This is a genomic window from Pseudomonas sp. PSE14 (genome assembly GCF_029203285.1).
Lineage (GTDB): Bacteria > Pseudomonadota > Gammaproteobacteria > Pseudomonadales > Pseudomonadaceae > Pseudomonas.
This window is the reverse complement of sequence record NZ_CP115669.1, coordinates 1,178,976-1,202,455: the sequence shown is the minus strand read 5'-3', so window position 1 is coordinate 1,202,455 and position 23,480 is coordinate 1,178,976. Positions and strand designations below refer to the sequence as shown.

Genomic DNA, 23,480 nt, shown 5'->3' with positions numbered 1-23,480 from the left:
TCATGGAACGCTGAACGTATCAGTCGATGCCGACCATCTCACCCTTCACCACCTTCACCACGCGGTGTGGGAAGGGAATACCGATGCCGTGCTTGCCCAGTGCGTCGCGAGCGGTTTCGTTGAACAGGAACATCACATCCCAGTAATCGGCGTTCTTCACCCATACACGCAGGGACAAGGTGATGGCGCTCTCGCCCAACGTGCTCACCACCGCCACCGGTGCCGGATCGCGCAGCACACGCGGATCGTTGGCCAGTTCCAGGAGTACCGACTGGGCACGCTTGAGGTCTGCCTCGTAATCGATACCGACATCGAACACCACCTTGCGGGTCGGCTCGGCGGAGTAGTTGGTGATGGTGCCGTTGGACAGCGCGCCGTTGGGCACGATCACCCGCTTGTTGTCGCCGGTGCGCAGCACAGTATGGAAGATCAGGATGGTGTCGACGGTCCCCGATACGCCCTGCGCCTCGATCCAGTCGCCCACCTTGAACGGACGGAACAGCAGAATCAGTACCCCACCGGCGAAGTTCGACAGGCTGCCCTGCAGCGCAAGGCCGATGGCCAGGCCGGCGGCGCCGATGGCGGCGACGAAGCTGGTTGTCTGGATGCCGATCATCGAGGCCACGCTGACCAGCAGCAGGATCTTCAGGATGATGTTCACCAGACTGCCGACGAAACCGCGCAGCGTGCGGTCGACGTGACGGGTGGCGAGCAGGCCGCCGACCCGTGAGGTCAGAGTATTGATCAGCCACCAGCCGATCAGCAGCGTGAGCAGTGCCAGGACGATCTGCCCGCTGTAGGCGAGCACTACCGGCAGCCAGGCCTCGGCTGTCTTCATCATCCCGTCGTAATTGATATCCATGGATTCATCCCCTTCTTCAGCTGGCCGGCAAGGCGCCGACCGATTTCCCACTACCGGAAACGAAACCGCCATGGCCTGGGCCATGGCGGCTTGAACCGGTACTGCGCCGTAACCTGAGACGGCACAGTCCGACGTCTGGTTCCCTTCGCGTCAGTCGCGGAAGTTGTTGAACTGCAGCGGCATGCCCAGCGACTCACCACGCAGCAGCGCGATGGCCTCCTGCAGGTCGTCGCGCTTCTTGCCGGTGACACGCACCTGCTCGCCCTGGATGGCGGCCTGGACCTTGAGTTTCTTGTCCTTGATCAGGGCAACGATCTTCTTCGCCAGGTCCTTGTCGATGCCCTCGCGGAAGTTCACTTCCTGCTTGACCACCTTGCCGGACGGGAACGCGTCCTTGATCTCCATGCACTGGCTGTCGATCTTGCGCTTGATCAGGCTGGCGCGAAGGATGTCGAGCATCTGCTCGAGCATGAACTCCGCCTCGGCGGTCAGGGTGACGGACTTGTCCTTGGACTCGAAACTGCATTTGCCCTTCAGGTCGAAACGGCGGTCCAGTTCCTTGGCGGCGTTATCCAGGGCGTTGGTCAGTTCGTGTTTGTCCAGTTCGGACACCACGTCGAACGAAGGCATGACATCTCTCCAGATGGACGGCGCGACCCGGTTCACAGACGTGATCGCACCTGGCTTGACGATAAAAATGCGCGGTCATTATAACTGACAGACAAGACCGCGCCCGACCTCTGACGTCGAGACTCGGCATTTCCCACCCGTTTGCGAGACATTCCTTTCCATGCCAACCAACCATCTCAGCATCCTGGTGGTCGACGATGCCAAGTTCTCCAGCGCCATGATCGGCCGTGCGCTGAGTCAGGCCGGCTACCAGAATGTGCGCTTCGCCAGCAGCGCCAGCGAAGCGCTGCAACTGCTGGAGAAGGAGCCGGTCAGCATCCTCCTCGCCGACTGGCTGATGCCCGAGATGGACGGCCTGGAGCTCACCGCCCGGGTGCGCCAGCTCGACGAGAGCGGCGACCACTACACCTACATCATCCTGCTCACCGGCAAGGAAGGCGACAACGCCCTGGCCGAGGCCTTCGACCGTGGCGTGGATGATTTCGTCAGCAAGTCGGCAATGAACGAACAGCTGGTGCCCCGCGTCCTGGCCGCCGACCGCCTGAGCAACACCCTGCTGCGCCTGCTGATGGAAAAACGCCTGCTCACCGAGAACATCACCAGCCTGGAAGAACGCAACCTGGTGGACAGCGCCACCGGCCTGGGCAACCTGCGCTACCTGCGGCAGAAGCTGGCCGACAGCATCCGCCAGGTGGAATCGCGCGGCGGCGCGGTGTGCTACATGCTGATCGGCATTCCCGAATTGGCCGCCCTGGGTCACCAGCACGGCCCGACCTTCCACAGCGAACTGCTGCATGGCGTCGCCCGGCGCCTGCAACAGCTGGTGCGCCCGCTCGACGTGCTGACGCGCCTGGACGACCAGCACTTCGCCCTGATCACCCTGCTCGAAGACCTGCAGGAGTGCTCGCCGAGCAGCTTCCGCCGCCTGCATGACGGCCTCAACCTGAAGGCGTTCAAGACCAGCGAAGGCTTCATCACCCTCAAGGCCGGCATCGGCCTGGTGGGCCTGGACGCCAAGGCACTGCCGGTGGATGCCGAGCAACTGATGCAACAGGCCCGCTCGCTGCTGCCCGATGCCTACGCCAGCGGACGAATCAACGCCAGTCGCCTGACCGGGCTGCGCTAAACTTCGCAGTAAGCCCTCGACGTTCGCGAAGTCCTTCCCATGACCTGGTACATCCTCGGCGCCGGCAGTCTCGGCTGCCTGTGGGCCGCTCGCCTTTCCCGCGCCGGCCTGCCGGTGCGCCTGCTGCTGCGTGACCGCCAACGCCTCAATGCCTACCGCAGCCTGGGCGGCGTCACCCTGGTGGAAAGCGGGCAGGAAAGCCTCTACCCGATCCCAGCGGAAACCGCCGCCCAGGGCGGGCCGATCCAGCGCCTGCTGCTCGCCTGCAAGGCCTACGACGCGGAACCCGCGGTCGCCAGCATTGCGGCCCGGCTGGCGCCTGGCGCCGAACTGATCCTGTTGCAGAACGGCCTGGGCAGCCAGCAGGCGGTCGCCGCCCACCTGCCCCGCGCCCGTTGCCTGTACGCGTCCAGCACCGAGGGCGCATTCCGTGAGGCGGATTTCCGCGTGGTATTCGCAGGCCAGGGGCAGACCTGGCTGGGTGACGAACTCGGCGGCCCCGAGCCGGAGTGGTTGGCGGAGCTGCGTGGCGCTCAGATTCCCGCACAGTGGAGCGGCGATATCATCGAGCGCCTGTGGCGCAAGCTGGCGCTGAACTGTGCGATCAACCCCCTTACCGTCCTGCACCAGTGCCGCAACGGCGAGCTGGCGGCCCATCCGGCGGAAGTGGCCGGACTCTGCGACGAACTGGGGCAGTTGCTGCACGCCACCGGCTTCGAAGCCGCTGCGCGGGAACTGCAAGGCGATGTCGAGCGCGTGATCGCCGCCACCGCTGCCAACTTCTCCTCCATGTACCAGGACGTCGCCAACGGCCGGCGCAGCGAAATCGCCTACCTGCTCGGCCATGCCTGCCGCGAGGGCGACCGCCTGCAACTGGCCCTGCCGCAGCTGCGTGCGCTGCACGAAAGGTTGCGCGAGTATCTGCGCGCGCGCGGATTGCCCGACACCTGATGGCGGGCTACCCTGCCCGCCTCCCTGTTTTCCTGCGGTTCCGCCCATGCCCTCACCCCTGAACCTGCGCAAGCGCCTGGAAGACCTGCCTGTCGGCCAGAAGATCCTCGCCGCCCTGCTGGTTCTGCTCGCCACCGTCATGCTGGTGGCCAACCTGGCCTTCATCAGCGCGGCCTACTGGATTTCCCAGGACAGCGTGGCGCCCCAGGCCCTGCAGACCATCGGTCGGCTGATCGCCAACCCGGCACTCAGCGAACCGGCGTTGAACTCGCCGACCCAGGCCCAGGTATTGCTCCAGCAGCTCGACGACTATCAGCCGCTGCGCGCGGCCGCGCTCTACGACAGCGATGGCCAGCGCATCGCCCAGTCCCCCAGCGACGGCCCGATGGCGCTGCCCGAGCGGCTGGACCACCTGGAGCGCTGGCGGGAGCACGAATACCGCCTCAACGCCCTGTTCGAACTGCCCCAACCCGGCCGCAACAGCGGCTATCTGCTGCTGGTCGCCAGCAGCGAGCTGCCCGGCGCGTTCTATACCGGCACCCTTACCGCCAGCCTGGTGATCCTCGCGGTCTCCGTGCTGCTCTGGCTGCTCATCGCCCAGCAGATCCGTCGCCTGATCACCCGGCCGATCCGCAGCCTGGAAGAGCTGTCCCGGCAGGTCACCCGCGAGGAGAACTACGCCCTGCGCGCCGAGCGCGGCAACGCCGACGAGATCGGTCGCCTGGCCGATGCCTTCAACACCATGCTGACCCGCATCGAAGCCCGCGAGCAGCAGCTCAAGCGCGCCCGCGATGACGCCCAGGAAGCGGTGGAACAGGCGCAATCGCTGGCCGAGGAAACCCGCCGTTCGAACCGCAAGCTGGAGCTGGAAGTCCAGGTCCGCAGCAAGATCGAGAAGAAGCTCACGGGCTTCCAGCACTACCTCAACAGCATCATCGACTCGATGCCCTCGGCGCTGATCGCGGTGGATGAACAGCTCTACGTCACCCAGTGGAACCAGGAAGCCAGCCGGCTTTCCGGCACCAGCCTGGACGATGCGGTGAACCAGCCGGTGTTCCTCGCCTTCCCCTCGCTCAAGCCATTCCTGCCGCAACTCACCCGCGCCGCCGAGCAGCACAAGGTGGAGCGCGTCGAGCGAGTGACCTGGGCCCTTACCGATACTCCGCGCCACTACGCACTGACCTTCTACCCGCTGATGGGTGGCACCGGGCGCGGCGCGGTGATCCGCATCGACGACATCACGGACCGCCTGGGCATGGAAGAGCTCATGGTGCAGTCGGAGAAGATGCTCTCCGTTGGCGGCCTGGCCGCCGGCATGGCCCACGAGATCAACAACCCGCTGGGCGCCATCCTGCACAACGTGCAGAACATCCGCCGGCGCCTGTCGCCAGACTTGCCGAAGAATCTGGAGGTCGCAGGCGAGGTCGGCATACACCTGGAAGACCTCAATCACTACCTGGAGGCTCGGGAGATTCCCAAGCTGATGGACGGCATCCAGTACGCCGGCTCGCGCGCCGCGAAGATCGTCAGCCACATGCTCTCCTTCAGCCGCCGCAGCCACCGCCAGATGACCGCCTGCGAACTGCCGGCGCTGCTGGAGCAGGCCGTGGAGATCGCCGGCAACGACTTCGATCTCACTGGCGGCTTCGACTTCAAGTCGCTGCAGATCGTCCACGAGTTCGATCCGCGCTTGGGACCGGTCCCGGTAATCGCCAACGAGGTGGAACAGGTCCTGCTCAACCTGCTGAAGAACGCCGCCCAGGCCATCCACCTGCGCGACGACGAAGAGGAAGGCGAACTCGGCCGCATCATCCTGCGAACCCGACTGAACCCTCCGTGGGCGGAAATCCAGGTGGAAGACAACGGCTGCGGTATGCCGGAGAAGGTGCGCAAGCGTATCTTCGAGCCGTTCTTCACCACCAAGGAGGTCGGCCAGGGCACCGGGCTGGGCCTGTCGGTGTCGTACTTCATCATCACCAACAACCACAAGGGGCAGATGGAGGTGCAGTCCGAGCTGGGCCTGGGCACCTGCTTCACCCTGCGGCTGCCCCTGGGCGCCGACGTCACTTCCCCCCCGCCCCTGCTGGAGGGCGGCGATAAGGAGCACTGAGTCATGGGCAACCGGCTATCGAAGATCTATACCCGCACCGGCGACAAGGGCGAAACCGGCCTGGCCGACGGCCGCCGGGTGCCCAAGCACCACCCACGGGTGGAAGCCATGGGCGCGGTGGACGAGCTGAACAGCCACCTCGGCCTATTGCTGGCGGGGCTGAACGAAGCGCGCAGCAGTGCGCTGGAGGAAGTGATCGGCGTGCTGGCACCGATCCAGCACCGTCTGTTCGACCTCGGCGGCGAACTGGCGATGCCGGAATACCGCGCGCTGAACGATGCCGAAGTGGAACGCCTGGAGCAGGTCATCGATCGCTGGAACGAGGAACTCGGACCACTGAAGAACTTCATCCTGCCCGGCGGCTCACGCCTGGTGGCCCTGGCCCACCTGTGCCGCGCCCAGGCGCGCAACGCCGAGCGGCGCTGCCAGCAGCTCAATGCCGAGGAGCCGCTGGAAGGTGCCGGCCTGCGCTACCTGAACCGGCTCTCCGACCTGCTGTTCGTCGCCGCGCGCTTCATCGCCCGGCGCCAGGGCGTGGAAGAGATTCTCTGGCAGGCGGCGGGAAAGCCCGCCTGACGACCATCCAATTGTAGGAGCGAGCTTGCTCGCGAACCGCACAACTCGGTGCCTGAGCTGTTCGCGAGCAAGCTCGCTCCTACAAAAAGCCACCCACTCAGCGGTGGGTCAACCCTCGGCTTTCGGCCAGAACGCGCGAATGCCCGCGACGCCTTGCGCCCCGGCCTCCCAGGCGCGCTCGACGTCCTGCGGACCGACACCACCGAGCAGGAACACCGGCTGGTTGAAGCCATTGATCAGTTCGGCGGCCGCCTCCCAGCCCAGCGCCGGCTCACCCGGATGGCTCTCGGTCGGCTGCACCGGCGACAGAGTGACGAAGTCCACCCCCATGCGGGTCGCCAGCTCCAGCTCCTCGGCGCTGTGGCAGGAAGCTGCCAGCAGACGCTCACGGGGGAATGGACGGCCGTTGGGTGCGTATTTGCGCAGCTGTTCGGAGGTCAGGTGCCAGCCGGCCGCCGGGAAGTCGCCCAGCCACTCCAGCGGGCCCTTGAGCATCAGTTGCGCCTTGCCGGCGCAGAGGCCCTGGATATCCACCGCCAGGTCGCGGTACTCCGGGCTGTACATGTTCGGCGCACGCAGCTGGATCAGGCGGATGCCACTGGCCACCGCGGCGCGCACACCCTGCACCAGCTGCGGAATTTCCAGGCCATCCGGGGTGATCAGGTAGCGATCCGGCAGGCGCGCAGCATGCACGATGGGGTCGTTGGCCGCCGGGAACTCGTAGTCTGGCAGGTCACGCGGGGCGACCCAGGCCAGCGGCTGGCCTTCGGCACCGTGGGGCGCGCCGGAGAAGGCGGAGACTTCCCAGACATCCAGCAGCACATGCTTGTCGCTGTAGTCGTGCTGCACACGGATCAGCGGGCGCGCCCGCTCGACCTCGATGCCCAGCTCTTCCTTCAGTTCGCGGGCCAGGGCGACCTGCACCGCTTCGCCTTCTTCCACCTTGCCACCGGGAAACTCCCAGAGACCGCCCTGGTGCTTGTCGTCCGGACGGCGGGCGATCAGGACCCGGCCATCGAGTCCGCGAATCACGGCGGCGGCGACATGTACTCGTTTCACAGTGCTACTCCTCAATCCGATTCAGGCAGGGCCCGCGCAGACGGGCATTCTACCGTCAGGATCAGGTGCGTTCGACCATTGCCGCCTCCAGCCACGGCCGGAAGGTCGGCCAGGCGTAGATCGCATCGACATAGTTCTGCGCCTCGATCGGCAGGGTGACGCAGTAGCTGCGCAAGCGGGTGGCCACCGGGGCGTAGAAGGCATCGGCAATGCTGGCATGGCCGAACAGGAAGGGGCCATCCTGACCGAACTGCTTGCGGCACAGGTTCCAGAGCTCGACGATGCGGGCGACATCCGCCTCCACGGCCTCCGGCACTTCCGCCAACGGCTGGTTGCGCTGGATGTCCATCGGCATGTGCGAGCGCAGCGCCATGAAGCCACTGTGCATCTCGGCGCAGACCGAGCGTGCCAGGGCGCGGGCGGCTTCGCCTCGGGGCCAGAGATGGGCTTCGGGGAAGCGTTCGGCGAGGTACTCGGCGATCGCCAGAGAGTCCCAGATCACCCCGTGCTCGCACTTGAGCGCCGGCACCTTGCCGCTGGGCGAGTGCTCGCGGATGCGCCGCGCGGTGTCCTGGCCGCCCAGGGGAATCAGGATTTCCTCGAAGTCGACGCCGGTGAGCGCCATGGCCAACCAGCCGCGCAGGGACCAGGAGGAGTAATTCTTGCTGCCGATAACCAGGGAAAGGGACATGGACGCGGTGCTCTTGAGGGTCAGTCAGAAGACCTTAGAGCGCGGGAGCCATGAAAACAAATTCCCGATTTTCATCCTTCGATGAAAATCGGGAATCCGAGTGAAGCGAGGCGCCGGCACGGGGCCGACGCAGGAGCTTACGCAGCGATCAGGTGCGGTATTCCGCGTTGATCTTCACGTACTCGTGGGACAGGTCGGTGGTCCAGATGGTCTCGCTGCAGGTGCCGCGACCGAGGTCGATACGGATGGTGATCTCTTCCTGGGCCATGACCTTGGCGCCCTGGTCCTCGGTGTAGCTGGCGGCGCGGCCACCACGGCTGGCGATGCAGACATCGTCCAGGTACACGTCGATCAGGCTCACGTCCAGCTCCGGCACACCGGCGCGGCCGACGGCGGCGAGGATGCGGCCCCAGTTCGGGTCGGAGGCGAACAGCGCGGTCTTGATCAGCGGCGAGTGGGAGACCGCGTAGCCGACGTCCAGGCACTCCTGGTGAGTCGCACCGCCATTCACCTGGACGGTGACGAACTTGGTGGCACCTTCGCCGTCACGGACGATGGCCTGGGCCAGTTCCATGGAGACCTCCAGCACGGCCTGCTTCAGCGCGGCGAACAGCGCGCCGGACGCGGCGGTGATTTCCGGCAGCGCGGCCTGGCCGGTGGCAACCAGCATGCAGCAGTCGTTGGTGGAGGTATCGCCGTCGATGGTGATGCGGTTGAAGGACTTGTTCGCCGCATCGCGCAGCAGGTCCTGCAGCACGCCCTGGGCAACCTTGGCGTCGGTGGCGATGTAACCGAGCATGGTGGCCATGTTCGGCTTGATCATGCCGGCACCCTTGCTGATGCCGGTGACGGTGATGGTCACGCCGTCGTGCTGGAACTGGCGGCTGGCACCCTTGGGCAGGGTGTCGGTGGTCATGATGCCAGCAGCGGCGTCAGCCCAGTTGTCCACGGACAGGCTGGCCAGCGCGGCCGGCAGTGCGGCTTCGATCTTCTCGACCGGCAGCGGCTCGCCGATCACGCCGGTGGAGTACGGCAGCACGGCGTTTTCCGGTACTCCGGCCAGCTCAGCCAGTTTGGCGCAGGTGCGGGTGGCGTTGGCCAGGCCCGCTTCGCCAGTGCCGGCATTGGCGTTGCCGGTGTTGGTCAGCAGGTAGCGCACCGGGCCGAGGAAACGTTTGCGCGCCAGGATCACGGGCGCCGCACAGAAGGCGTTGGTGGTGAACACACCCGCCACGGTGGAGCCTTCGGCACATCGCATCACCACGATGTCCTTGCGGCCGGGTCGTTTGATGCCGGCGGACGCGATGCCGAGTTCGAAACCGGGGACCGGGTGCAGGGTGGACATGGGGCCGAGACCAACAGCCATGTGACGCGCTCCTCTCAATTCAGTGAAATCGATTCAGTGGTTCAAGTGAGAAAAACGCCGCGAGCGGCAAGGCCGGTCGCGGCGTCGGTATCAAGGTCGGGAGGCGTTATTCCACCTGACCGTGGCAGTGCTTGTATTTCTTGCCCGAACCGCAGGGGCACGGCTCGTTGCGGCCGATCTTCGGCTCGTTGCGCACCGGTTCCATAGGCACCACGTTGGTGGCGCCTTCGGGCTGCTCGCCGTCTTCGTCAGTCGCGGAGGCCTGCTCCATGGACGGTGCGGCGGCATGCTGGAACTGCATGCGCTTGGCCATTTCCTCGGCTTCGCGGCGCAGACGGGCTTCTTCTTCGGCCGGGTCTTCGCGGCGGACCTGAACGAAGGAGAGCACGCGGATGGTGTCGCGCTTGACCGAGTCCAGCAGTTCCTGGAACAGGTTGAAGGACTCGCGCTTGTATTCCTGTTTCGGGTTCTTCTGCGCGTAGCCGCGCAGGTGGATGCCGTGGCGCAGGTGATCCATGGTGGACAGGTGGTCCTTCCACAGGTCGTCCAGCACGCGCAGCAGCATCTGCTTCTCGAAGGTGCGCAGGGCTTCGGCGCCGGCGAGGTCTTCCTTCTCGTTGTAGGCAGCCACCAGCTCGGCGAGGATCTTCTCGCGCAGGGTTTCTTCGTAGAGCTTTTCGTCTTCGTCCAGCCACTGCTGTACCGGCAGTTTCAGGGCGAAGTCGCTGTACAGCGCAGCTTCCAGGCCGGCGATGTCCCATTGTTCGGGCAGCGACTGCGGCGGAATGTGCTGGCTGATGGTGTTGGCCAGGGTTTCCTCGCGGAACTCGGCGATGGTGTCGCCGATATTGTCGGCCGCCAGCAGGCTGTTGCGCATGTGGTAGATCACCTTGCGCTGCTCGTTGGCGACGTCGTCGAACTCCAGCAGTTGCTTGCGGATGTCGAAGTTGCGGCCTTCGACCTTGCGCTGCGCCTTCTCGATGGCGTTGGTCACCATGCGGTGCTCGATCGCCTCGCCCGGCTGCATGCCCAGGGCCTTCATGAAGTTCTTCACCCGGTCGGAGGCGAAGATGCGCATCAGGTGGTCTTCCAGCGACAGGTAGAAGCGGCTGGAGCCCGGGTCGCCCTGACGGCCGGCACGGCCGCGCAGCTGGTTGTCGATGCGACGGGATTCGTGGCGCTCGGAGGCGATCACGTGCAGGCCACCGGCCTCGATGACCTGCTGGTGGCGCTTCTGCCAGTCGCCCTTGATCTGGGCAATCTGTTCGTCGGTGGGATTCTCCAGCGCGGCGACTTCCACTTCCCAGTTGCCGCCCAGCAGGATGTCGGTACCACGACCGGCCATGTTGGTGGCGATGGTCACCGAGCCCGGACGACCGGCCTGGGCGATGATCTCGGCTTCCTTCTCGTGGTACTTGGCGTTCAGTACCTTGTGCTCGATGCCGGCTTTCTGCAGCAGCTGCGAGACGTATTCGGAGGTTTCCACCGAAGCGGTACCCACCAGGATCGGACGGCCCAGCGCCTGGCACTGCTGAACGTCGGTGATGATGGCGGCGTACTTCTCGTCCTGGGTCAGGTAGACCAGGTCGTTGAAGTCCTTACGGGCGATCGGACGGTGGGTCGGGATCACCACCACGTCCAGGCCGTAGGTCTGGCGGAATTCGAAGGCCTCGGTGTCGGCGGTGCCGGTCATGCCGGCCAGCTTGGTGTAGAGGCGGAAGTAGTTCTGGAAGGTGGTCGAGGCCAGGGTCTGGCTCTCGGCCTGGATCGGCAGGTTTTCCTTGGCCTCGATGGCCTGGTGCAGGCCCTCGGAGAGACGGCGGCCCGGCATGGTACGACCGGTGTGCTCGTCGATCAGCAGGACCTGGTCACCCTGGACGATGTACTCGACGTTGCGGTGGAACAGGGTGTGGGCGCGCAGCGCTGCGTAGACGTGGGTCAGCAGGCTGAGGTTGTGCGCCGAATAAAGGCTCTCGCCCTCGGCCAGCAGGCCGTTCTGGGTCAGCAGTTCCTCGACGTAGGCGTGGCCCTGCTCATTGAGCTCTACCTGGCGGGTCTTCTCGTCGATGCTGTAGTGGCCCTGCTGGGTCACCTGGCCTTCGACTTCCTCGATGTGACGCTTCAGGCGCGGGATCAGCTTGTTGATCTTGATGTACAGCTCGGAGCTGTCTTCGGCCTGGCCGGAGATGATCAGCGGAGTCCGCGCTTCGTCGATGAGGATGGAATCCACTTCGTCGACCACGGCGAAGTTCAGCTCGCGCTGGAACTTGTCTTCCAGGCTGAACGCCATGTTGTCGCGCAGGTAGTCGAAGCCGAATTCGTTGTTGGTGCCGTAGGTGATGTCGGAGGCGTAGGCCGCGCGCTTCTCTTCCGGCGGCTGGAACGGGCTGACGATGCCGACGGTCAGGCCGAGGAATTCATACAGCGGACGCATCCAGTTGGCGTCGCGGCGGGCCAGGTAGTCGTTCACGGTGACCACGTGCACGCCTTTGCCGGCCAAGGCGTTCAGGTAGACGGCCAGGGTACCTACGAGGGTTTTACCTTCACCGGTACGCATCTCGGCGATCTTGCCCTCGTGCAGGGTCATGCCGCCGATCAGCTGGACGTCGAAGTGACGCATGCCCATCACACGCTTGCCGGCCTCACGGGCGACGGCGAAAGCTTCGGGGAGGATCTGGTCGAGGGTCTCGCCCTTGGCCAGGCGCGCCTTGAACTCTTCGGTCTTGGCCTTGAGTTGCTCATCGGAAAGCGGAACCATCTGGGGCTCGAGTGCGTTGATGGCCTGGACTTGCTTGACCATGCGCTTCACTTCGCGCTCGTTCTTGCTTCCAAAGAGTTTTTTCAACAAAGGCGCAAACATATCGACTGGGTCATCCGAACTGGAGAATTGGAGGGCTGCCCGACTGGCTGGCCGCGGCGCGGAACGGCAACGAAGCGGGCATTCTACCCGGAAACGTGTATGAAAAAAGTGCCGAAGTCATCCTTGGAAGCTTCGCACCCCACGACATTTCGGGCAATGCGTGGACGGACAACATTCAATCCGCATGGTTGATATGGTGACTCGGCCGCACAACTTCAAGGCTGCGCTGGAGCAAGCATCCTGCAACCGGATGAATCCCCCATCTGCTACCATCGCTGTTTATTCACCCCGGGGTTTCCATCATGGCCTTCCGCCCTCTGCCCGCCCAGGCATCGACCAAGCTGCTGCGCGAAGCCAAGCCCCTGCAATCCCTGTTCGCCGAGGCCCAGCGCCTCTCGCGCCTGCAAGAGCTGCTCGACGCTCAACTGCAGCCCGCCGCGCGCCCCTTCTGCCGTATCGCCTCCTGGCGCGAAGGCAGCCTGCTGCTGATCGTCACCGATGGTCATTGGGCTACCCGCCTGCGCTACCAGCAGAACCGCCTGCTGCGCCAACTCGTCACCTACCCGGAGTTCGCCGGGCTGGCGCGCATCCTGTTCAAGGTGCAACCGCTCAGCCAGAGCAGTGCGCCGGTGCGCAGCGTGACGCTGACAGAGTCAGCCGCAGCAACGCTGCACGAAGCCGCAGAAGGTATCGACAACCCGCAACTGAAGGCCGCCCTGGAGCGCCTTGCCAGCCGCAGCCGCAAGCCGACTGAATAAGCCAACGACCTGAACAGCAGGCATAAAAAAAGGCCACCCGAGGGTGGCCTTTGAATGTATTACTGAAGGAAGGAGGTTCCCTTATACGGCCGCAGCGGGTCGCATATAGGAGATCGGCGCGGTCTTGGCGTCCTCGAAGGTCACCACTTCCCAAGCGTCCTTGTCTGCGATGAGGGTGCGCAGCAGACGGTTGTTCAGGGCGTGACCGGACTTGTAGCCGATGAACTCGCCGATGAGGCTGTTACCCAACAGGTACAGGTCTCCGATGGCGTCCAGGATCTTGTGCTTGACGAACTCGTCCTCATAACGAAGGCCATCTTCGTTGAGCACACGATACTCGTCGACCACGATGGCGTTCTCCACACTGCCACCGAGCGCCAGGTTCTGCGAACGCAGCATCTCGATGTCGCGCATGAACCCGAAGGTACGCGCGCGGCTGACTTCCTTGACGAAGGAAGTGCTGGAGAAGTCCACAACGGCCTTCTGGGTGCGACCACGGAAAACCGGGTGATCGAAGTCGATCTCGAAGCTCACCTTGAAGCCATCGAAGGGAACGAAGGTGGCGCGCTTGTCGCCCTCTTCCACGGTCACTTCGCGCTTGATACGGATGAACTTCTTCGCCGCTTCCTGCTCTTGCAGGCCGGCGGATTGAATCAGGAATACAAAGGGACCTGCGCTACCGTCCATGATCGGTACTTCCGATGCGGACAGCTCGACATAGGCGTTGTCGATACCCAGGCCAGCCATGGCCGACAGCAGATGCTCCACGGTATCCACCTTGACGTCACCCTTGATGAGGGTGGTCGACATGGTGGTTTCACCCACGTTCGAAGCTCGAGCGGGGATTTCCACTACCGGGTCGAGATCGGTCCGGCAGAACACGATGCCAGTATCGACGGGAGCCGGCTTCAGGGTCAGGTAAACCTTCTCCCCGGAGTGCAGGCCGACACCGGTCGCCCGGATGATGTTCTTCAAGGTGCGTTGTCTGATCATGGCTTTGGCCGCTTTCGCGCAAGTTGCGAACTGTTTTCAACAATGGGCGGCGATGATAGCAGAACCGCCCTTTGCTGAACACCAATCACATTGATACTCCTGATAAATCGACTCAATCGGCCTGACGACGCAGGAAGGCCGGGATGTCCAGGTAGTCCAGATCGTCCTGCGGATTCAGCTTGGCCGCGGTGGCAGCGCCGCCGTGGGACTGGTTGCGCATGACGGTCGGGCGGTCCAGGTCGCGGTAGTTCACCGACTGCTGCTCACGCTGAACCGGAGCCTGGGTGCTGACGGTCTGGGTCTGCACGGTGTTATCGACGACCTTGACCGGCTTCTCCAGGCGAGCGCCCAGACCGGTGGCGACCACGGTGACGTGCAGCTCGTCGCGCATGTCCGGATCGATCACGGTGCCCACTTTCACAGTGGCGTGCTCGGAAGCGAACTGCTCGATGATGTTACCCACGTCGGAGTATTCGCCCAGGGACAGGTCCGGACCGGCGGTAATGTTCACCAGGATGCCGCGGGCGCCCTGCAGGTTGACGTCTTCCAGCAGCGGGTTGCGGATCGCGGCTTCGGTGGCCTCGCGGGCGCGGTTCGGACCGCTGGCGCAGCCGGTGCCCATCATGGCCATGCCCATCTCGCTCATGACGGTCTTCACGTCGGCGAAGTCGACGTTGATCATGCCCGGGCGCTTGATGATGTCGGAGATACCGCGAACGGCACCGGCCAGCACATCGTCGGCCTTGGCGAAAGCAGCCAGCAGGCTGGCGTCCTTGCCCAGGATGGTCAGCAGCTTTTCGTTCGGGATGGTGATCAGCGAGTCGACGCTTTCAGCCAGCGAGCGGATGCCTTCGTCGGCGATCTGCATGCGCTTGCGGCCCTCGAACGGGAACGGACGGGTCACCACCGCAACGGTGAGGATGCCCATTTCCTTGGCCACTTCGGCGATGATCGGCGCAGCACCGGTACCGGTACCGCCACCCATGCCGGTGGTGATGAAGACCATGTCGGCGCCTTCCAGGACTTCGGCTATACGCTCGCGGTCCTCGATGGCGGCCTGGCGGCCTACTTCGGGGTTGGCGCCAGCGCCCAGGCCCTTGGTCACACCCGGGCCGAGCTGCAGCACGGTGCGCGCGGCGATGTTCTTCAGCGCCTGCGCATCGGTGTTGGCGCAAATGAATTCGACGCCATCAACGTTGTTCTTGGCCATGTGGTTCACGGCGTTGCCGCCGCCGCCACCTACGCCGATAACCTTGATGACTGCTGTAGTTGGGACGTTATCAACCAATTCAAACATTTCCCCTCTCCTTCCTTTCTAGTTGTGTCGCCTACGTTTACCGCGGTGGTAAATCAGAAATTGCCCTGGACCCAGCGTTTGAGCCGTTCCAGTACCGGTGCCTTGGGTTCGTCGCTGAAGCTGCTGCCGCTGGACATGGAGATGCCGTCGGACTGCTTCTGCAGCCCGTACATGAGCAGGCCCACACCCGTGGAGTAGATTGGATTGCGCACGACGTCGGTCAGTCCTTTGACGCTGTGAGGTACGCCCAGGCGCACCGGCATGTGAAAGATCTCTTCGGCCAGCTCGACCGCGCCTTCCATCTTGGAAGTGCCACCGGTCAGGACGATCCCGGCAGGAATCAGGTCCTCGTAGCCACTGCGGCGCAACTCCGCCTGAACCAGGGTGAACAGCTCGTCGTAACGAGGCTCGACCACTTCGGCAAGCGCTTGGCGCGACAGTTCCCGCGGCGGCCGGTCCCCTACGCTGGGCACCTTGATGGTTTCGCCCGCACCGGCCAATTTGGCTAGGGCACAAGCATATCGAATCTTGATCTCTTCGGCATATTGTGTTGGCGTGCGCAGCGCCATGGCGATGTCGTTGGTGACCTGATCGCCGGCGATCGGGATCACTGCGGTATGCCGGATGGCGCCTTCGGTGAAGATGGCGATGTCGGTGGTGCCGCCGCCGATGTCCACCAGGCAAACGCCCAGTTCCTTCTCGTCCTCGGTGAGCACGGAGTATGCCGAAGCCAGCTGTTCGAGGATGATGTCGTCCACCTCCAGGCCGCAGCGGCGCACGCACTTCTCGATGTTCTGCGCGGCGTTCACCGCGCAGGTCACCACGTGCACCTTGGCTTCCAGGCGTACGCCGGACATGCCCAGCGGCTCGCGCACGCCTTCCTGGTTGTCGATCACGTAGTCCTGGGCCAGGGTGTGCAGCACACGCTGGTCGGCCGGGATGGCCACGGCCTGCGCCGCGTCCAGCACGCGTTCGATGTCCGCGCCGCTCACTTCGCGGTCGCGGATCGCCACGATGCCGTGGGAATTCAGGCTGCGGATATGGTTGCCGGCGATGCCGACGAAGGCCGAGTGGATACGGCAGCCCGCCATCTGCTGGGCCTCATCGATGGCACGCTGGATCGACTGGACGGTGGACTCGATGTTCACCACCACGCCCTTCTTCAGGCCGCGCGAAGGGTGCGTCCCAATACCGACGATCTCCAGCTTGCCATCGGCCGCTACCTCGCCCACCAGCGCCACCACCTTGGAGGTGCCGATGTCCAGGCCGACGACCATTTTGCCGCTCTGCACGCTTGCCATGTTTATCGAAGTCTCCTCAACTCACTGCACGGCGGTGGTCTGGGCCACCGTCGTTTCCGGCACCGGATCGCGCCACGCCACGGCCAGGCCGTTGGGGTAGCGCATGTCGATGCGCGCAATTTTCGAAATCTGATCTTTCAGCGCCTTGTCGTAGATGGTCACGAACCGGCGAATCTGTTCTACCGCGTGATCGCGGCCCAGCATGATCTCCACGCCCTGCGCGGTGCCCAGGGTCCAGGCGCCGCGCGAACTCATGTCCAGGCTGGAAATGGTGAAGCCCAGCGGACGGAGCATCTGGCTGAGAATCTGGTACTGCTGCATCACTTGTTGCTGAGCGCGCTGCGGGCCGGACAGGCGCGGCAGGTGCTCGTAGTTGGCCACTTCGCGCGGGGCGAAGGCCTGGCCCTGGTTGTTCAGCAGCGCCTCGTTACCCCAGCGGGCGATCGGCAGTTGCTCGTCCAGGCGGATCACCACCTGGTCGGGCCACACGCGACGCACCTCGGCGTGAGCGATCCAGGGCATCTGCTCCAGCTCCTGGCGCATCCCGGCCAGGTCGATGGTGAAGAAGCTCGCCGACACGTAGGAGCTGATCCGCTGCTGCACCGCCTGCTGGCTGATGTAGCTCAGGTCACCTTCCACACTGACCTTGGCGATTGGGCGATCGGCATAGGGCAGCGCGTACTGCGCGCCGTAATAGGTGCCAACGCCGAGGACACCCAGCACCAGCGGCCACACCAGCACCTTGAGGAAGCCGAAGCTCGGCTTGGGCATGCGCGCGCTCAGCGGCTCCTTGGCCACCAGGCGGCTGGCGCCACGGGCCGTCGGCTTGCGTGCGGGCACACGGCCGATACCGGGTTGCTGGTGGCGAAGCTGCGCGCCGTTCATGACTTACCCCCTTGCCTCGACGCTGTCGGCGAGGATGGCCAGCACCAGTTGCTGGAAATCCAGGCCGGCCGCGCGCGCGGCCATGGGCACCAGGCTGTGGTCGGTCATGCCCGGTGCGGTGTTCACTTCCAGAAGCCAGAAACGCCCCTCGGCGTCCTGCATTACGTCAGCCCGGCCCCAGCCCTGGATGCCAAGGGCATCGCAGGCACGTGCGGTCAGGTCCTTGAGTTCCTCTTCCTTGGCGGCATCGAGGCCGCAAGGAATCTGGTACTGGGTATCGCTGGCGAGGTACTTGGCGTCGTAGTCGTAGAAGGTGTGCGGGGTACCCAGACGGATGGGCGGCAGCACCTGGCCACGCAGGACGGCAATGGTGAACTCGGGGCCGCTGATCCACTGTTCGACAAGCACTTGCGAGTCGTACTGGGCGGCGCCCTGCCAGGCAGTGATCAGCTCTTCCACGCTGTTCACCTTGGCCATGCCGATGCTGGAACCTTCATGGGCCGGCTTGACGATCAGCGGGAAGCCCAGCTCCGCAGCAGCGGCACGGCAATCGGCCTCGCTGCTGAGCACGGCGTAGTTCGGGGTCGGCAGGCCGAGGCTCAGCCACACGCGCTTGGTGCGCAGCTTGTCCATGGCCAGGGCGGACGCGAGCACGCCGCTACCGGTGTAGGGAATGCCGGCGATCTCCAGCAGGCCCTGCATGCTGCCGTCTTCACCGCCACGGCCATGGAGGATGATGAAGGCGCGGTCGATCTTCTCGCTGATCAGGCGCCGCAGCAGGTCATCGCCCACATCGATACCGAAGGCATCTACACCTGCGGCCTGCAGGGCCTGCAGGACCATGGCGCCGGACTTCAGCGACACCTCGCGCTCGGCACTCTTGCCGCCGTAGAGCACGGCAACGCGACCGAAAGCGCGGGGATCGAGGGCGGATTTGAGGACGTCACTCATGGCTTCTTCCCCTCAGCGCCAGCTTCGGTGGCGCCGAACATCGGATTCTTGATCAGTTGCGGAGCCAGCCCGCCGATATCGCCGGCACCCTGGCAGAGCAGGATGTCGCCGGGACGCAGCAGCGGCTTGAGCAGCGAGGCAAGGTCGCCGCCGCGCTCCAGATAAATCGGGTCCAACTGGCCGCGCTGGCGGATGCTGTGGCACAGGTGACGGCTGTCGGCGCCGGGGATCGGCTCCTCGCCGGCCGGATAGACCTCCATCAGCATCAGCACATTGGCCTCGCCCAGCACCTGCACGAAGTCGTCGTACAGGTCGCGGGTACGGGTGTAGCGGTGCGGCTGGTAGACCATCACCAGACGGCGCTCCGGCCAACCGCCACGCACGGCCTTGATCACCGCCGCGACTTCCCGCGGGTGGTGTCCGTAGTCGTCGACCAGCATCACGCTGCCGCCTTCCACCTGCAGGTCGCCATAGACCTGGAAGCGCCGGCCCACGCCCTGGAAACCGGACAGGCCCTGAACGATGGCCTCGTCGGAGATGCCTTCGTCGGTGGCGATGACGATGGTCGCCAGGGAGTTCAGCACGTTGTGCAGGCCAGGCATGTTCACCGAGACGTCCAGCGGCTCGCGCTCGGGGCGCAGCACGGTGAAGTAAGTACGCATGCCTTCCTGGCGGATGTTGATCGCGCGGACGTCGGCGTCGTCGCTCAGTCCGTAGGTCACGGTCGGACGAGCGACCTGCGGCAGGATCTCGCGGACCACCGGGTCGTCGACGCAAAGCACGGCCAGGCCGTAGAACGGCAGGTTGTGCAGGAAGTCGACGAAGGTGCGCTTGAGCTTGTTGAAGTCGCCGCCGTAGGTGCTCATGTGGTCGGCGTCGATGTTGGTGACCACCGAGACCATCGGCTGCAGGTGCAGGAAGCTGGCGTCGCTCTCGTCGGCTTCGGCCACCAGATAGCGGCTGGTGCCCAGTTGCGCGTTGGTGCCGGCGGCGTTCAGGCGACCACCGATGACGAAGGTCGGGTCCAGGCCGCCGGCAGCGAATACCGAGGCGATCAGGCTGGTGGTGGTGGTCTTGCCGTGGGTACCGGCAACGGCGATGCCGTGGCGGTAGCGCATCAGCTCGGCGAGCATTTCGGCACGCGGCACCACCGGCACGCGGCGGTCCAGCGCTGCGGCGACTTCCGGGTTGGCCTTGTTCACCGCGCTGGACACCACCAGTACGTCGGCGCCGTCGGCGTTCTCCGCACGGTGGCCGATGAAGATCTCGGCACCGAACTTCTCCAGGCGCTCGGTCACGGGCGAGGCCTTGAGGTCGGAACCGGACACTTCGTAACCGAGGTTCAGCAATACTTCCGCGATGCCGCACATGCCCACGCCGCCGATGCCGACGAAGTGGATGCGACGGATGCGCCGCATGGTGCGGGTGACGCCGGTGGGTTCTTTAACCACGGGCCACCTCCAGGCAGGCATCGACCACCGTACGGGTAGCCTCGGGCTTGGCCAGACTGCGAGCGCGGTCGGCCATGCGGGTCAGGGAATCGGGATGCATCAATACCTCGGACAACTGCGCGGCCAGGTCGGCGGCGCTGGTAGATTTCTGTGGCAGCAGGTGGGCGGCGCCCTCCCGCACCAGGAATTCGGCGTTCTTGGTCTGGTGGTCGTCGATCGCGTGGGGCAGCGGCACCAGGAAGGACGGCAGGCCGGCGGCGGTCAGCTCGCTGACGGTCAGCGCGCCAGCGCGGCAGATCACCAGGTCCGCCCAGGCGTAGGCGGCAGCCATGTCGGCGATGAACGGAGCGACGTCGGCTTCGACACCGGCGGCGCGATAACGCTCCGCAGTGACCTGATCGTGCTGACGACCGGCCTGATGGCGAATCGCCGGACGAGCGTCGGCGGGAATCTGCGCCAGCGCTTCCGGGATCAGTTTGTTCAACGGCTCGGCGCCCAGGCTGCCGCCCAGCACCAGCAGGTTGACGCGGCGACCCGGCAGCGGCGCGCGAGCGCCCTCTTCCAGGAACAGTTCGGCGCGCACCGGGTTGCCAGTGGTCAGGCGCTTGGCGCTGGCGTTGAAGGTGTCCGGGAAGGCTTCGCAGACCCGCTTGGCCAGCGGTGCGAGGCTGCGGTTGGCGGTGCCGGCAACGGCGTTCTGCTCATGGATCACCAGCGGCACGCCGGACAGCTTGGCGGCCAGGCCACCCGGGCCAGTCACGTAACCACCCAGGCCGAGCACGCAGACCGGCTTGAGCTGGCGAACCACGCCGATGGCCTGGAAAAGCGACTTGAGCAGGTCGAACGGCGCACGCAGCAGCGACTTCAGGCCCTTGCCGCGCAGACCGCTGACGTTGATCAGATGCAGCGGCAGGCCGGCCTTGGGTACCAGATCGTTCTCGATGCCGCGCGGCGTGCCGAGCCAGTGCACGCTGTAGCCGCGCGCCTGGAACTCACGGGCGCAGGCCAGCGCCGGGAACACGTGTCCGCCGGTGCCACCGGCCATGATCAGGACGTTACCTTTCATCGGCAAAGTCCTCTTCGCTGAATTCATATTCCTCGCTACCCATCACGGTGCGACGTTCCCATTCGATGCGCAGCAGCATTCCCAGCTGGGCGCAGCAGATCACCAGCGAGCTGCCGCCGTAGCTGAGGAACGGCAGGGTCAGGCCCTTGGTCGGCAGCAGGCCGACGTTCACACCGACGTTGATCAGGAACTGGCCGATCCACAGGAAGGCCAGGCCGTAGGCCACGTAGGCGGAGAAGTACTGTTTCGACTGTTCGGCCCAGATGCCGATGTACAGCGCGCGCAGGCTGACGAAGACGAACAGGGCGACGGTGGCCATGGCGCCGACGATGCCCAGTTCTTCCGCGAGGACTGCAAACACGAAGTCGGTGTGCGCTTCGGGCAGGTAGAACTGCTTCTGGATGCTGTTGCCCAGGCCCATGCCGGTCCAGCCGCCACGGCCGAAGGCGATCAGCGCCTGACTGAGCTGGTAGCCCGCGCCGAACTGGTCGGCCCAGGGGTCGGTGAAGTTGGTCAGACGCGCCATCCGGTAGGGCTGGGTCTGGATCAGCAGCACCACCGCACCGATGGCCAGGGCCACCATCAGGCCGAAGCGGAACAGACCGACGCCGCCGAGGAACAGCATGGCGGCAGCGGCGCCCATCATCACCACGGTGGCGCCGAAGTCAGGCTCGCGCAGCAGCAGGCCGGCCATCGGCAGCAACACCACGAAGGGCTTGAAGAAGCCCAGCCAGCTTTCGCGCACTTCTTCCTGGCGGCGCACCAGATAACCGGCCATGAAGATCACCACGAAGACCTTGGCGATCTCCGAGGGCTGGATGTTGAACAGACCGAAACCGATCCAGCGCATCGAGCCGTTCACCTCGCGGCCGATGCCGGGAGTGATCACCAGCACCAGCAGCCCGAAGGCGATGGCCAGCAGCTTCCAGCCCAGGCGCTGCCAGGTCTCCATCGGCACCATCATGGTCAGGCCGCAGGCGACGAAGCCGATGGCCAGGTAGATCAGGTGACGGACCGAGAAGTACAGCGGGTTGCCGGACTGCGCCGCCGCCACCTCGGACGACGCCGAGGTGACCATCACCAGCCCCAGGCCGAGCAGCGCCAGGCAACCCGCCAGCAGCGGGAAGTCGATATCGATGCCATGGCGGCTGATCAGCGGGGACGGATAGGGGCGCAGGAAGGAGAACATCAGGCGAGCTCCTCCACGGCCTTGGCGAACAGGCGTCCGCGTTCTTCGTAGTTCTTGAACATGTCCAGGCTGGCGCAGGCCGGCGACAGCAGCACCGCATCGCCCGGCAGCGCCAGGTCGGCAGCATGCTCGACGGCTTCGTCCAGGGTATTCACGCGCACCTTGGGCACGGCATTGCCGATGGCCGCACCGACCAGCTCGGCATCGCGCCCCAGCAGCACCACCGCGCGGCAATGCTGCGCCACGGGGCCGCGCAGGTCCTGGAAGTCGGCACCCTTGCCGTCACCACCGGCGATCAGCACCAGCTTGCCGTCGATATCGGCACCCAGGCCTTCGATGGCAGCCAGGGCGGCGCCGACGTTGGTGGCCTTGGAATCGTCGTAGTAGTTCACGCCGTTGCGCTCACGTACCCACTGGCAGCGATGGGCCAGGCCGGCGAACTCGCGCAGGGTCTGCAGCATCGGCTCGAACGGCAGGCCAATGGCATGACCGAGGGCCAGCGCGGCCAGGGCATTGGCCTGGTTGTGCGCGCCACGGATTTTCAATTCACGGGCCGGCATCAGCTTGTCGAACTGGAAGGCCAGCCACTTCTCGCCGTCTTCTTCGATCAGGCCGAACGCCTTGAAGTCCGGCTTGTTGGTGCCGAAGGTCCAGCACGGCACGTTGTCGGCGATCAGCGGGCGGCTCAGCGCGTCAGCACGGTTCACCACGACCTGCTTGGCGCCGCGGAAGATGCGGTGCTTGGCCAGGTGGTAGTCGGCCATGCCGTCGTAGCGGTCCATGTGGTCTTCGCTGACGTTCAGGCAGGTGGCGACTTCGGCGTTCAGGCGCTCGCAGGTTTCCAGCTGGAAGCTGGACAGCTCCACCACGTACAGCTCGACGTCGTCGGCCAGCAAATCCAGTGCCGGGGTGCCGAGGTTGCCGCCGACGGCAACACGCTTGCCGGCCGCCTTGGCCATGTCGCCCACCAGGGTGGTGACGGTGCTCTTGGCGTTGGAACCGGTAATGGCGACGATCGGCGCCCTGGCGTTACGCGCGAACAGGTCGACGTCGCCGGACATGCGCACGCCACGGGCGGCGGCTTCCACCAGCGCCGGGACGCGCAGCGACAGACCGGGGCTCACGTAGAGCTCCTGGGCGCGGCAGAGGAAATCGGCGTCGAGGTCGCCGCAGCGCACCTCGACCTGCGGATACTGCTCGCGCAGGGTCGCCAGCTCCGGCGGATTCTCGCGCGTGTCGGCCACGGCAAAAGGCACACCCTGGCGCGCCAGGTAGCGCACCAGGGACATGCCGCTCTTGCCGAGGCCGACAACGATGCGGAATTGGTCGGAAGCGATCAGGCTCATGCTCGATCAGTC

20 protein-coding genes are annotated in these 23,480 nt (G+C 65.1%); 5 read left to right on the top strand and 15 right to left on the bottom strand.

Annotation, left to right across the window (positions count from 1 at the left end; genetic code table 11):
* Positions 1-19: 19 nt before the first annotated feature.
* Positions 20-862, bottom strand: coding sequence for a mechanosensitive ion channel domain-containing protein (locus tag O6P39_RS05595; RefSeq protein WP_275610407.1), 843 nt, complete (start codon positions 860-862; stop codon positions 20-22).
* A 150-nt stretch (positions 863-1,012) separates the two neighbouring features.
* Complete coding sequence (locus O6P39_RS05590) at positions 1,013-1,492, bottom strand: YajQ family cyclic di-GMP-binding protein (RefSeq protein ID WP_207883810.1); 480 nt, start codon at positions 1,490-1,492, stop codon at positions 1,013-1,015.
* A 160-nt stretch (positions 1,493-1,652) separates the two neighbouring features.
* Here O6P39_RS05590 and O6P39_RS05585 point away from each other — a divergent pair, with 160 nt between their 5' ends.
* The 4 genes from O6P39_RS05585 to O6P39_RS05570 are packed head-to-tail and all read left to right on the top strand — an operon-like array spanning position 1,653 to position 6,255.
* Complete coding sequence (locus O6P39_RS05585; protein ID WP_275610406.1) at positions 1,653-2,618, top strand: response regulator; 966 nt, start codon at positions 1,653-1,655, stop codon at positions 2,616-2,618.
* 39 nt (positions 2,619-2,657) lie between these two features.
* On the top strand, positions 2,658-3,569 hold the full coding sequence (locus O6P39_RS05580; protein WP_275610405.1) for a putative 2-dehydropantoate 2-reductase: 912 nt from the start codon (positions 2,658-2,660) through the stop codon (positions 3,567-3,569).
* 58 nt (positions 3,570-3,627) lie between these two features.
* On the top strand, positions 3,628-5,679 hold the full coding sequence (locus tag O6P39_RS05575; RefSeq protein WP_275611895.1) for an ATP-binding protein: 2,052 nt from the start codon (positions 3,628-3,630) through the stop codon (positions 5,677-5,679).
* A gap of 3 nt (positions 5,680-5,682) precedes the next feature.
* Positions 5,683-6,255, top strand: coding sequence for a cob(I)yrinic acid a,c-diamide adenosyltransferase (locus O6P39_RS05570; RefSeq protein ID WP_275610404.1), 573 nt, complete (start codon positions 5,683-5,685; stop codon positions 6,253-6,255).
* A 108-nt stretch (positions 6,256-6,363) separates the two neighbouring features.
* On the opposite strand, the gene O6P39_RS05565 is transcribed toward O6P39_RS05570, so the two are convergent.
* The 4 genes from O6P39_RS05565 to secA all read right to left on the bottom strand — a co-directional run bounded on the left by O6P39_RS05565 (position 6,364) and on the right by secA (position 12,231).
* Positions 6,364-7,314: a Nudix family hydrolase gene (locus O6P39_RS05565; protein ID WP_275610403.1), complete on the bottom strand. Its 951-nt coding sequence runs from the start codon at positions 7,312-7,314 to the stop codon at positions 6,364-6,366.
* Between the two features lie 61 nt (positions 7,315-7,375).
* The gene (locus tag O6P39_RS05560) at positions 7,376-8,005 is read right to left on the bottom strand and encodes a glutathione S-transferase family protein (RefSeq protein ID WP_275610402.1); all 630 of its coding nucleotides are present in this window, start codon (positions 8,003-8,005) and stop codon (positions 7,376-7,378) included.
* 148 nt (positions 8,006-8,153) lie between these two features.
* Complete coding sequence (gene argJ, locus O6P39_RS05555) at positions 8,154-9,371, bottom strand: bifunctional glutamate N-acetyltransferase/amino-acid acetyltransferase ArgJ (protein WP_275610401.1); 1,218 nt, start codon at positions 9,369-9,371, stop codon at positions 8,154-8,156.
* 106 nt (positions 9,372-9,477) lie between these two features.
* Positions 9,478-12,231, bottom strand: a complete 2,754-nt coding sequence (gene secA, locus O6P39_RS05550) for a preprotein translocase subunit SecA (protein WP_275610400.1) — start codon at positions 12,229-12,231, stop codon at positions 9,478-9,480.
* A 302-nt stretch (positions 12,232-12,533) separates the two neighbouring features.
* Here secA and O6P39_RS05545 point away from each other — a divergent pair, with 302 nt between their 5' ends.
* The gene (locus O6P39_RS05545) at positions 12,534-12,989 is read left to right on the top strand and encodes a DciA family protein (RefSeq protein WP_275610399.1); all 456 of its coding nucleotides are present in this window, start codon (positions 12,534-12,536) and stop codon (positions 12,987-12,989) included.
* An 81-nt stretch (positions 12,990-13,070) separates the two neighbouring features.
* Here O6P39_RS05545 and lpxC read toward each other — a convergent pair whose 3' ends face one another.
* From lpxC to murD, 9 genes are all read right to left on the bottom strand, one after another.
* A complete protein-coding gene (gene lpxC / locus O6P39_RS05540) occupies positions 13,071-13,982 on the bottom strand; it encodes a UDP-3-O-acyl-N-acetylglucosamine deacetylase (protein WP_152220772.1) in 912 nt (303 codons plus the stop codon).
* A gap of 112 nt (positions 13,983-14,094) precedes the next feature.
* Complete coding sequence (ftsZ, locus tag O6P39_RS05535; protein ID WP_275610398.1) at positions 14,095-15,279, bottom strand: cell division protein FtsZ; 1,185 nt, start codon at positions 15,277-15,279, stop codon at positions 14,095-14,097.
* A gap of 53 nt (positions 15,280-15,332) precedes the next feature.
* Positions 15,333-16,580 carry a cell division protein FtsA gene (gene ftsA / locus O6P39_RS05530; protein ID WP_275610397.1) on the bottom strand — a complete coding sequence of 416 codons (1,248 nt, stop codon included), beginning with the start codon at positions 16,578-16,580 and terminating at the stop codon, positions 15,333-15,335.
* A 21-nt stretch (positions 16,581-16,601) separates the two neighbouring features.
* On the bottom strand, positions 16,602-17,465 hold the full coding sequence (locus O6P39_RS05525; RefSeq protein ID WP_275610396.1) for a cell division protein FtsQ/DivIB: 864 nt from the start codon (positions 17,463-17,465) through the stop codon (positions 16,602-16,604).
* 3 nt (positions 17,466-17,468) lie between these two features.
* Entirely contained in the window at positions 17,469-18,416 is a 948-nt protein-coding gene (locus O6P39_RS05520) for a D-alanine--D-alanine ligase (RefSeq protein WP_275610395.1), read from the bottom strand.
* The gene (gene murC, locus O6P39_RS05515) at positions 18,413-19,867 is read right to left on the bottom strand and encodes a UDP-N-acetylmuramate--L-alanine ligase (protein WP_275610394.1); all 1,455 of its coding nucleotides are present in this window, start codon (positions 19,865-19,867) and stop codon (positions 18,413-18,415) included. Before murC ends, O6P39_RS05520 begins: the two co-directional genes overlap by 4 nt.
* On the bottom strand, positions 19,860-20,933 hold the full coding sequence (murG, locus tag O6P39_RS05510; protein WP_275610393.1) for an undecaprenyldiphospho-muramoylpentapeptide beta-N-acetylglucosaminyltransferase: 1,074 nt from the start codon (positions 20,931-20,933) through the stop codon (positions 19,860-19,862). Before murG ends, murC begins: the two co-directional genes overlap by 8 nt.
* Entirely contained in the window at positions 20,923-22,122 is a 1,200-nt protein-coding gene (gene ftsW / locus O6P39_RS05505; protein WP_207883773.1) for a putative lipid II flippase FtsW, read from the bottom strand. Before ftsW ends, murG begins: the two co-directional genes overlap by 11 nt.
* Positions 22,122-23,468, bottom strand: coding sequence for a UDP-N-acetylmuramoyl-L-alanine--D-glutamate ligase (gene murD, locus O6P39_RS05500; protein WP_275610392.1), 1,347 nt, complete (start codon positions 23,466-23,468; stop codon positions 22,122-22,124). The genes ftsW and murD overlap by 1 nt, the downstream gene beginning before the upstream one ends.
* Between the last annotated feature and the right edge of the window lie 12 nt (positions 23,469-23,480).

Coding starts and splice junctions, on each gene's coding strand:
- O6P39_RS05580 (WP_275610405.1), top strand. CDS start 2,658: ATGACCTGGTACATCCTCGGCGCCGGCAGTCTCGGCTGCCTGTGGGCC.
- murD (WP_275610392.1), bottom strand. CDS start 23,468: ATGAGCCTGATCGCTTCCGACCAATTCCGCATCGTTGTCGGCCTCGGC.
- murG (WP_275610393.1), bottom strand. CDS start 20,933: ATGAAAGGTAACGTCCTGATCATGGCCGGTGGCACCGGCGGACACGTG.
- O6P39_RS05590 (WP_207883810.1), bottom strand. CDS start 1,492: ATGCCTTCGTTCGACGTGGTGTCCGAACTGGACAAACACGAACTGACC.
- O6P39_RS05545 (WP_275610399.1), top strand. CDS start 12,534: ATGGCCTTCCGCCCTCTGCCCGCCCAGGCATCGACCAAGCTGCTGCGC.
- O6P39_RS05585 (WP_275610406.1), top strand. CDS start 1,653: ATGCCAACCAACCATCTCAGCATCCTGGTGGTCGACGATGCCAAGTTC.
- argJ (WP_275610401.1), bottom strand. CDS start 9,371: ATGGCTGTTGGTCTCGGCCCCATGTCCACCCTGCACCCGGTCCCCGGT.
- O6P39_RS05560 (WP_275610402.1), bottom strand. CDS start 8,005: ATGTCCCTTTCCCTGGTTATCGGCAGCAAGAATTACTCCTCCTGGTCC.
- lpxC (WP_152220772.1), bottom strand. CDS start 13,982: ATGATCAGACAACGCACCTTGAAGAACATCATCCGGGCGACCGGTGTC.
- ftsZ (WP_275610398.1), bottom strand. CDS start 15,279: ATGTTTGAATTGGTTGATAACGTCCCAACTACAGCAGTCATCAAGGTT.
- ftsW (WP_207883773.1), bottom strand. CDS start 22,122: ATGTTCTCCTTCCTGCGCCCCTATCCGTCCCCGCTGATCAGCCGCCAT.
- O6P39_RS05525 (WP_275610396.1), bottom strand. CDS start 17,465: ATGAACGGCGCGCAGCTTCGCCACCAGCAACCCGGTATCGGCCGTGTG.
- secA (WP_275610400.1), bottom strand. CDS start 12,231: ATGTTTGCGCCTTTGTTGAAAAAACTCTTTGGAAGCAAGAACGAGCGC.
- O6P39_RS05595 (WP_275610407.1), bottom strand. CDS start 862: ATGGATATCAATTACGACGGGATGATGAAGACAGCCGAGGCCTGGCTG.
- O6P39_RS05570 (WP_275610404.1), top strand. CDS start 5,683: ATGGGCAACCGGCTATCGAAGATCTATACCCGCACCGGCGACAAGGGC.
- ftsA (WP_275610397.1), bottom strand. CDS start 16,580: ATGGCAAGCGTGCAGAGCGGCAAAATGGTCGTCGGCCTGGACATCGGC.
- O6P39_RS05520 (WP_275610395.1), bottom strand. CDS start 18,416: ATGAGTGACGTCCTCAAATCCGCCCTCGATCCCCGCGCTTTCGGTCGC.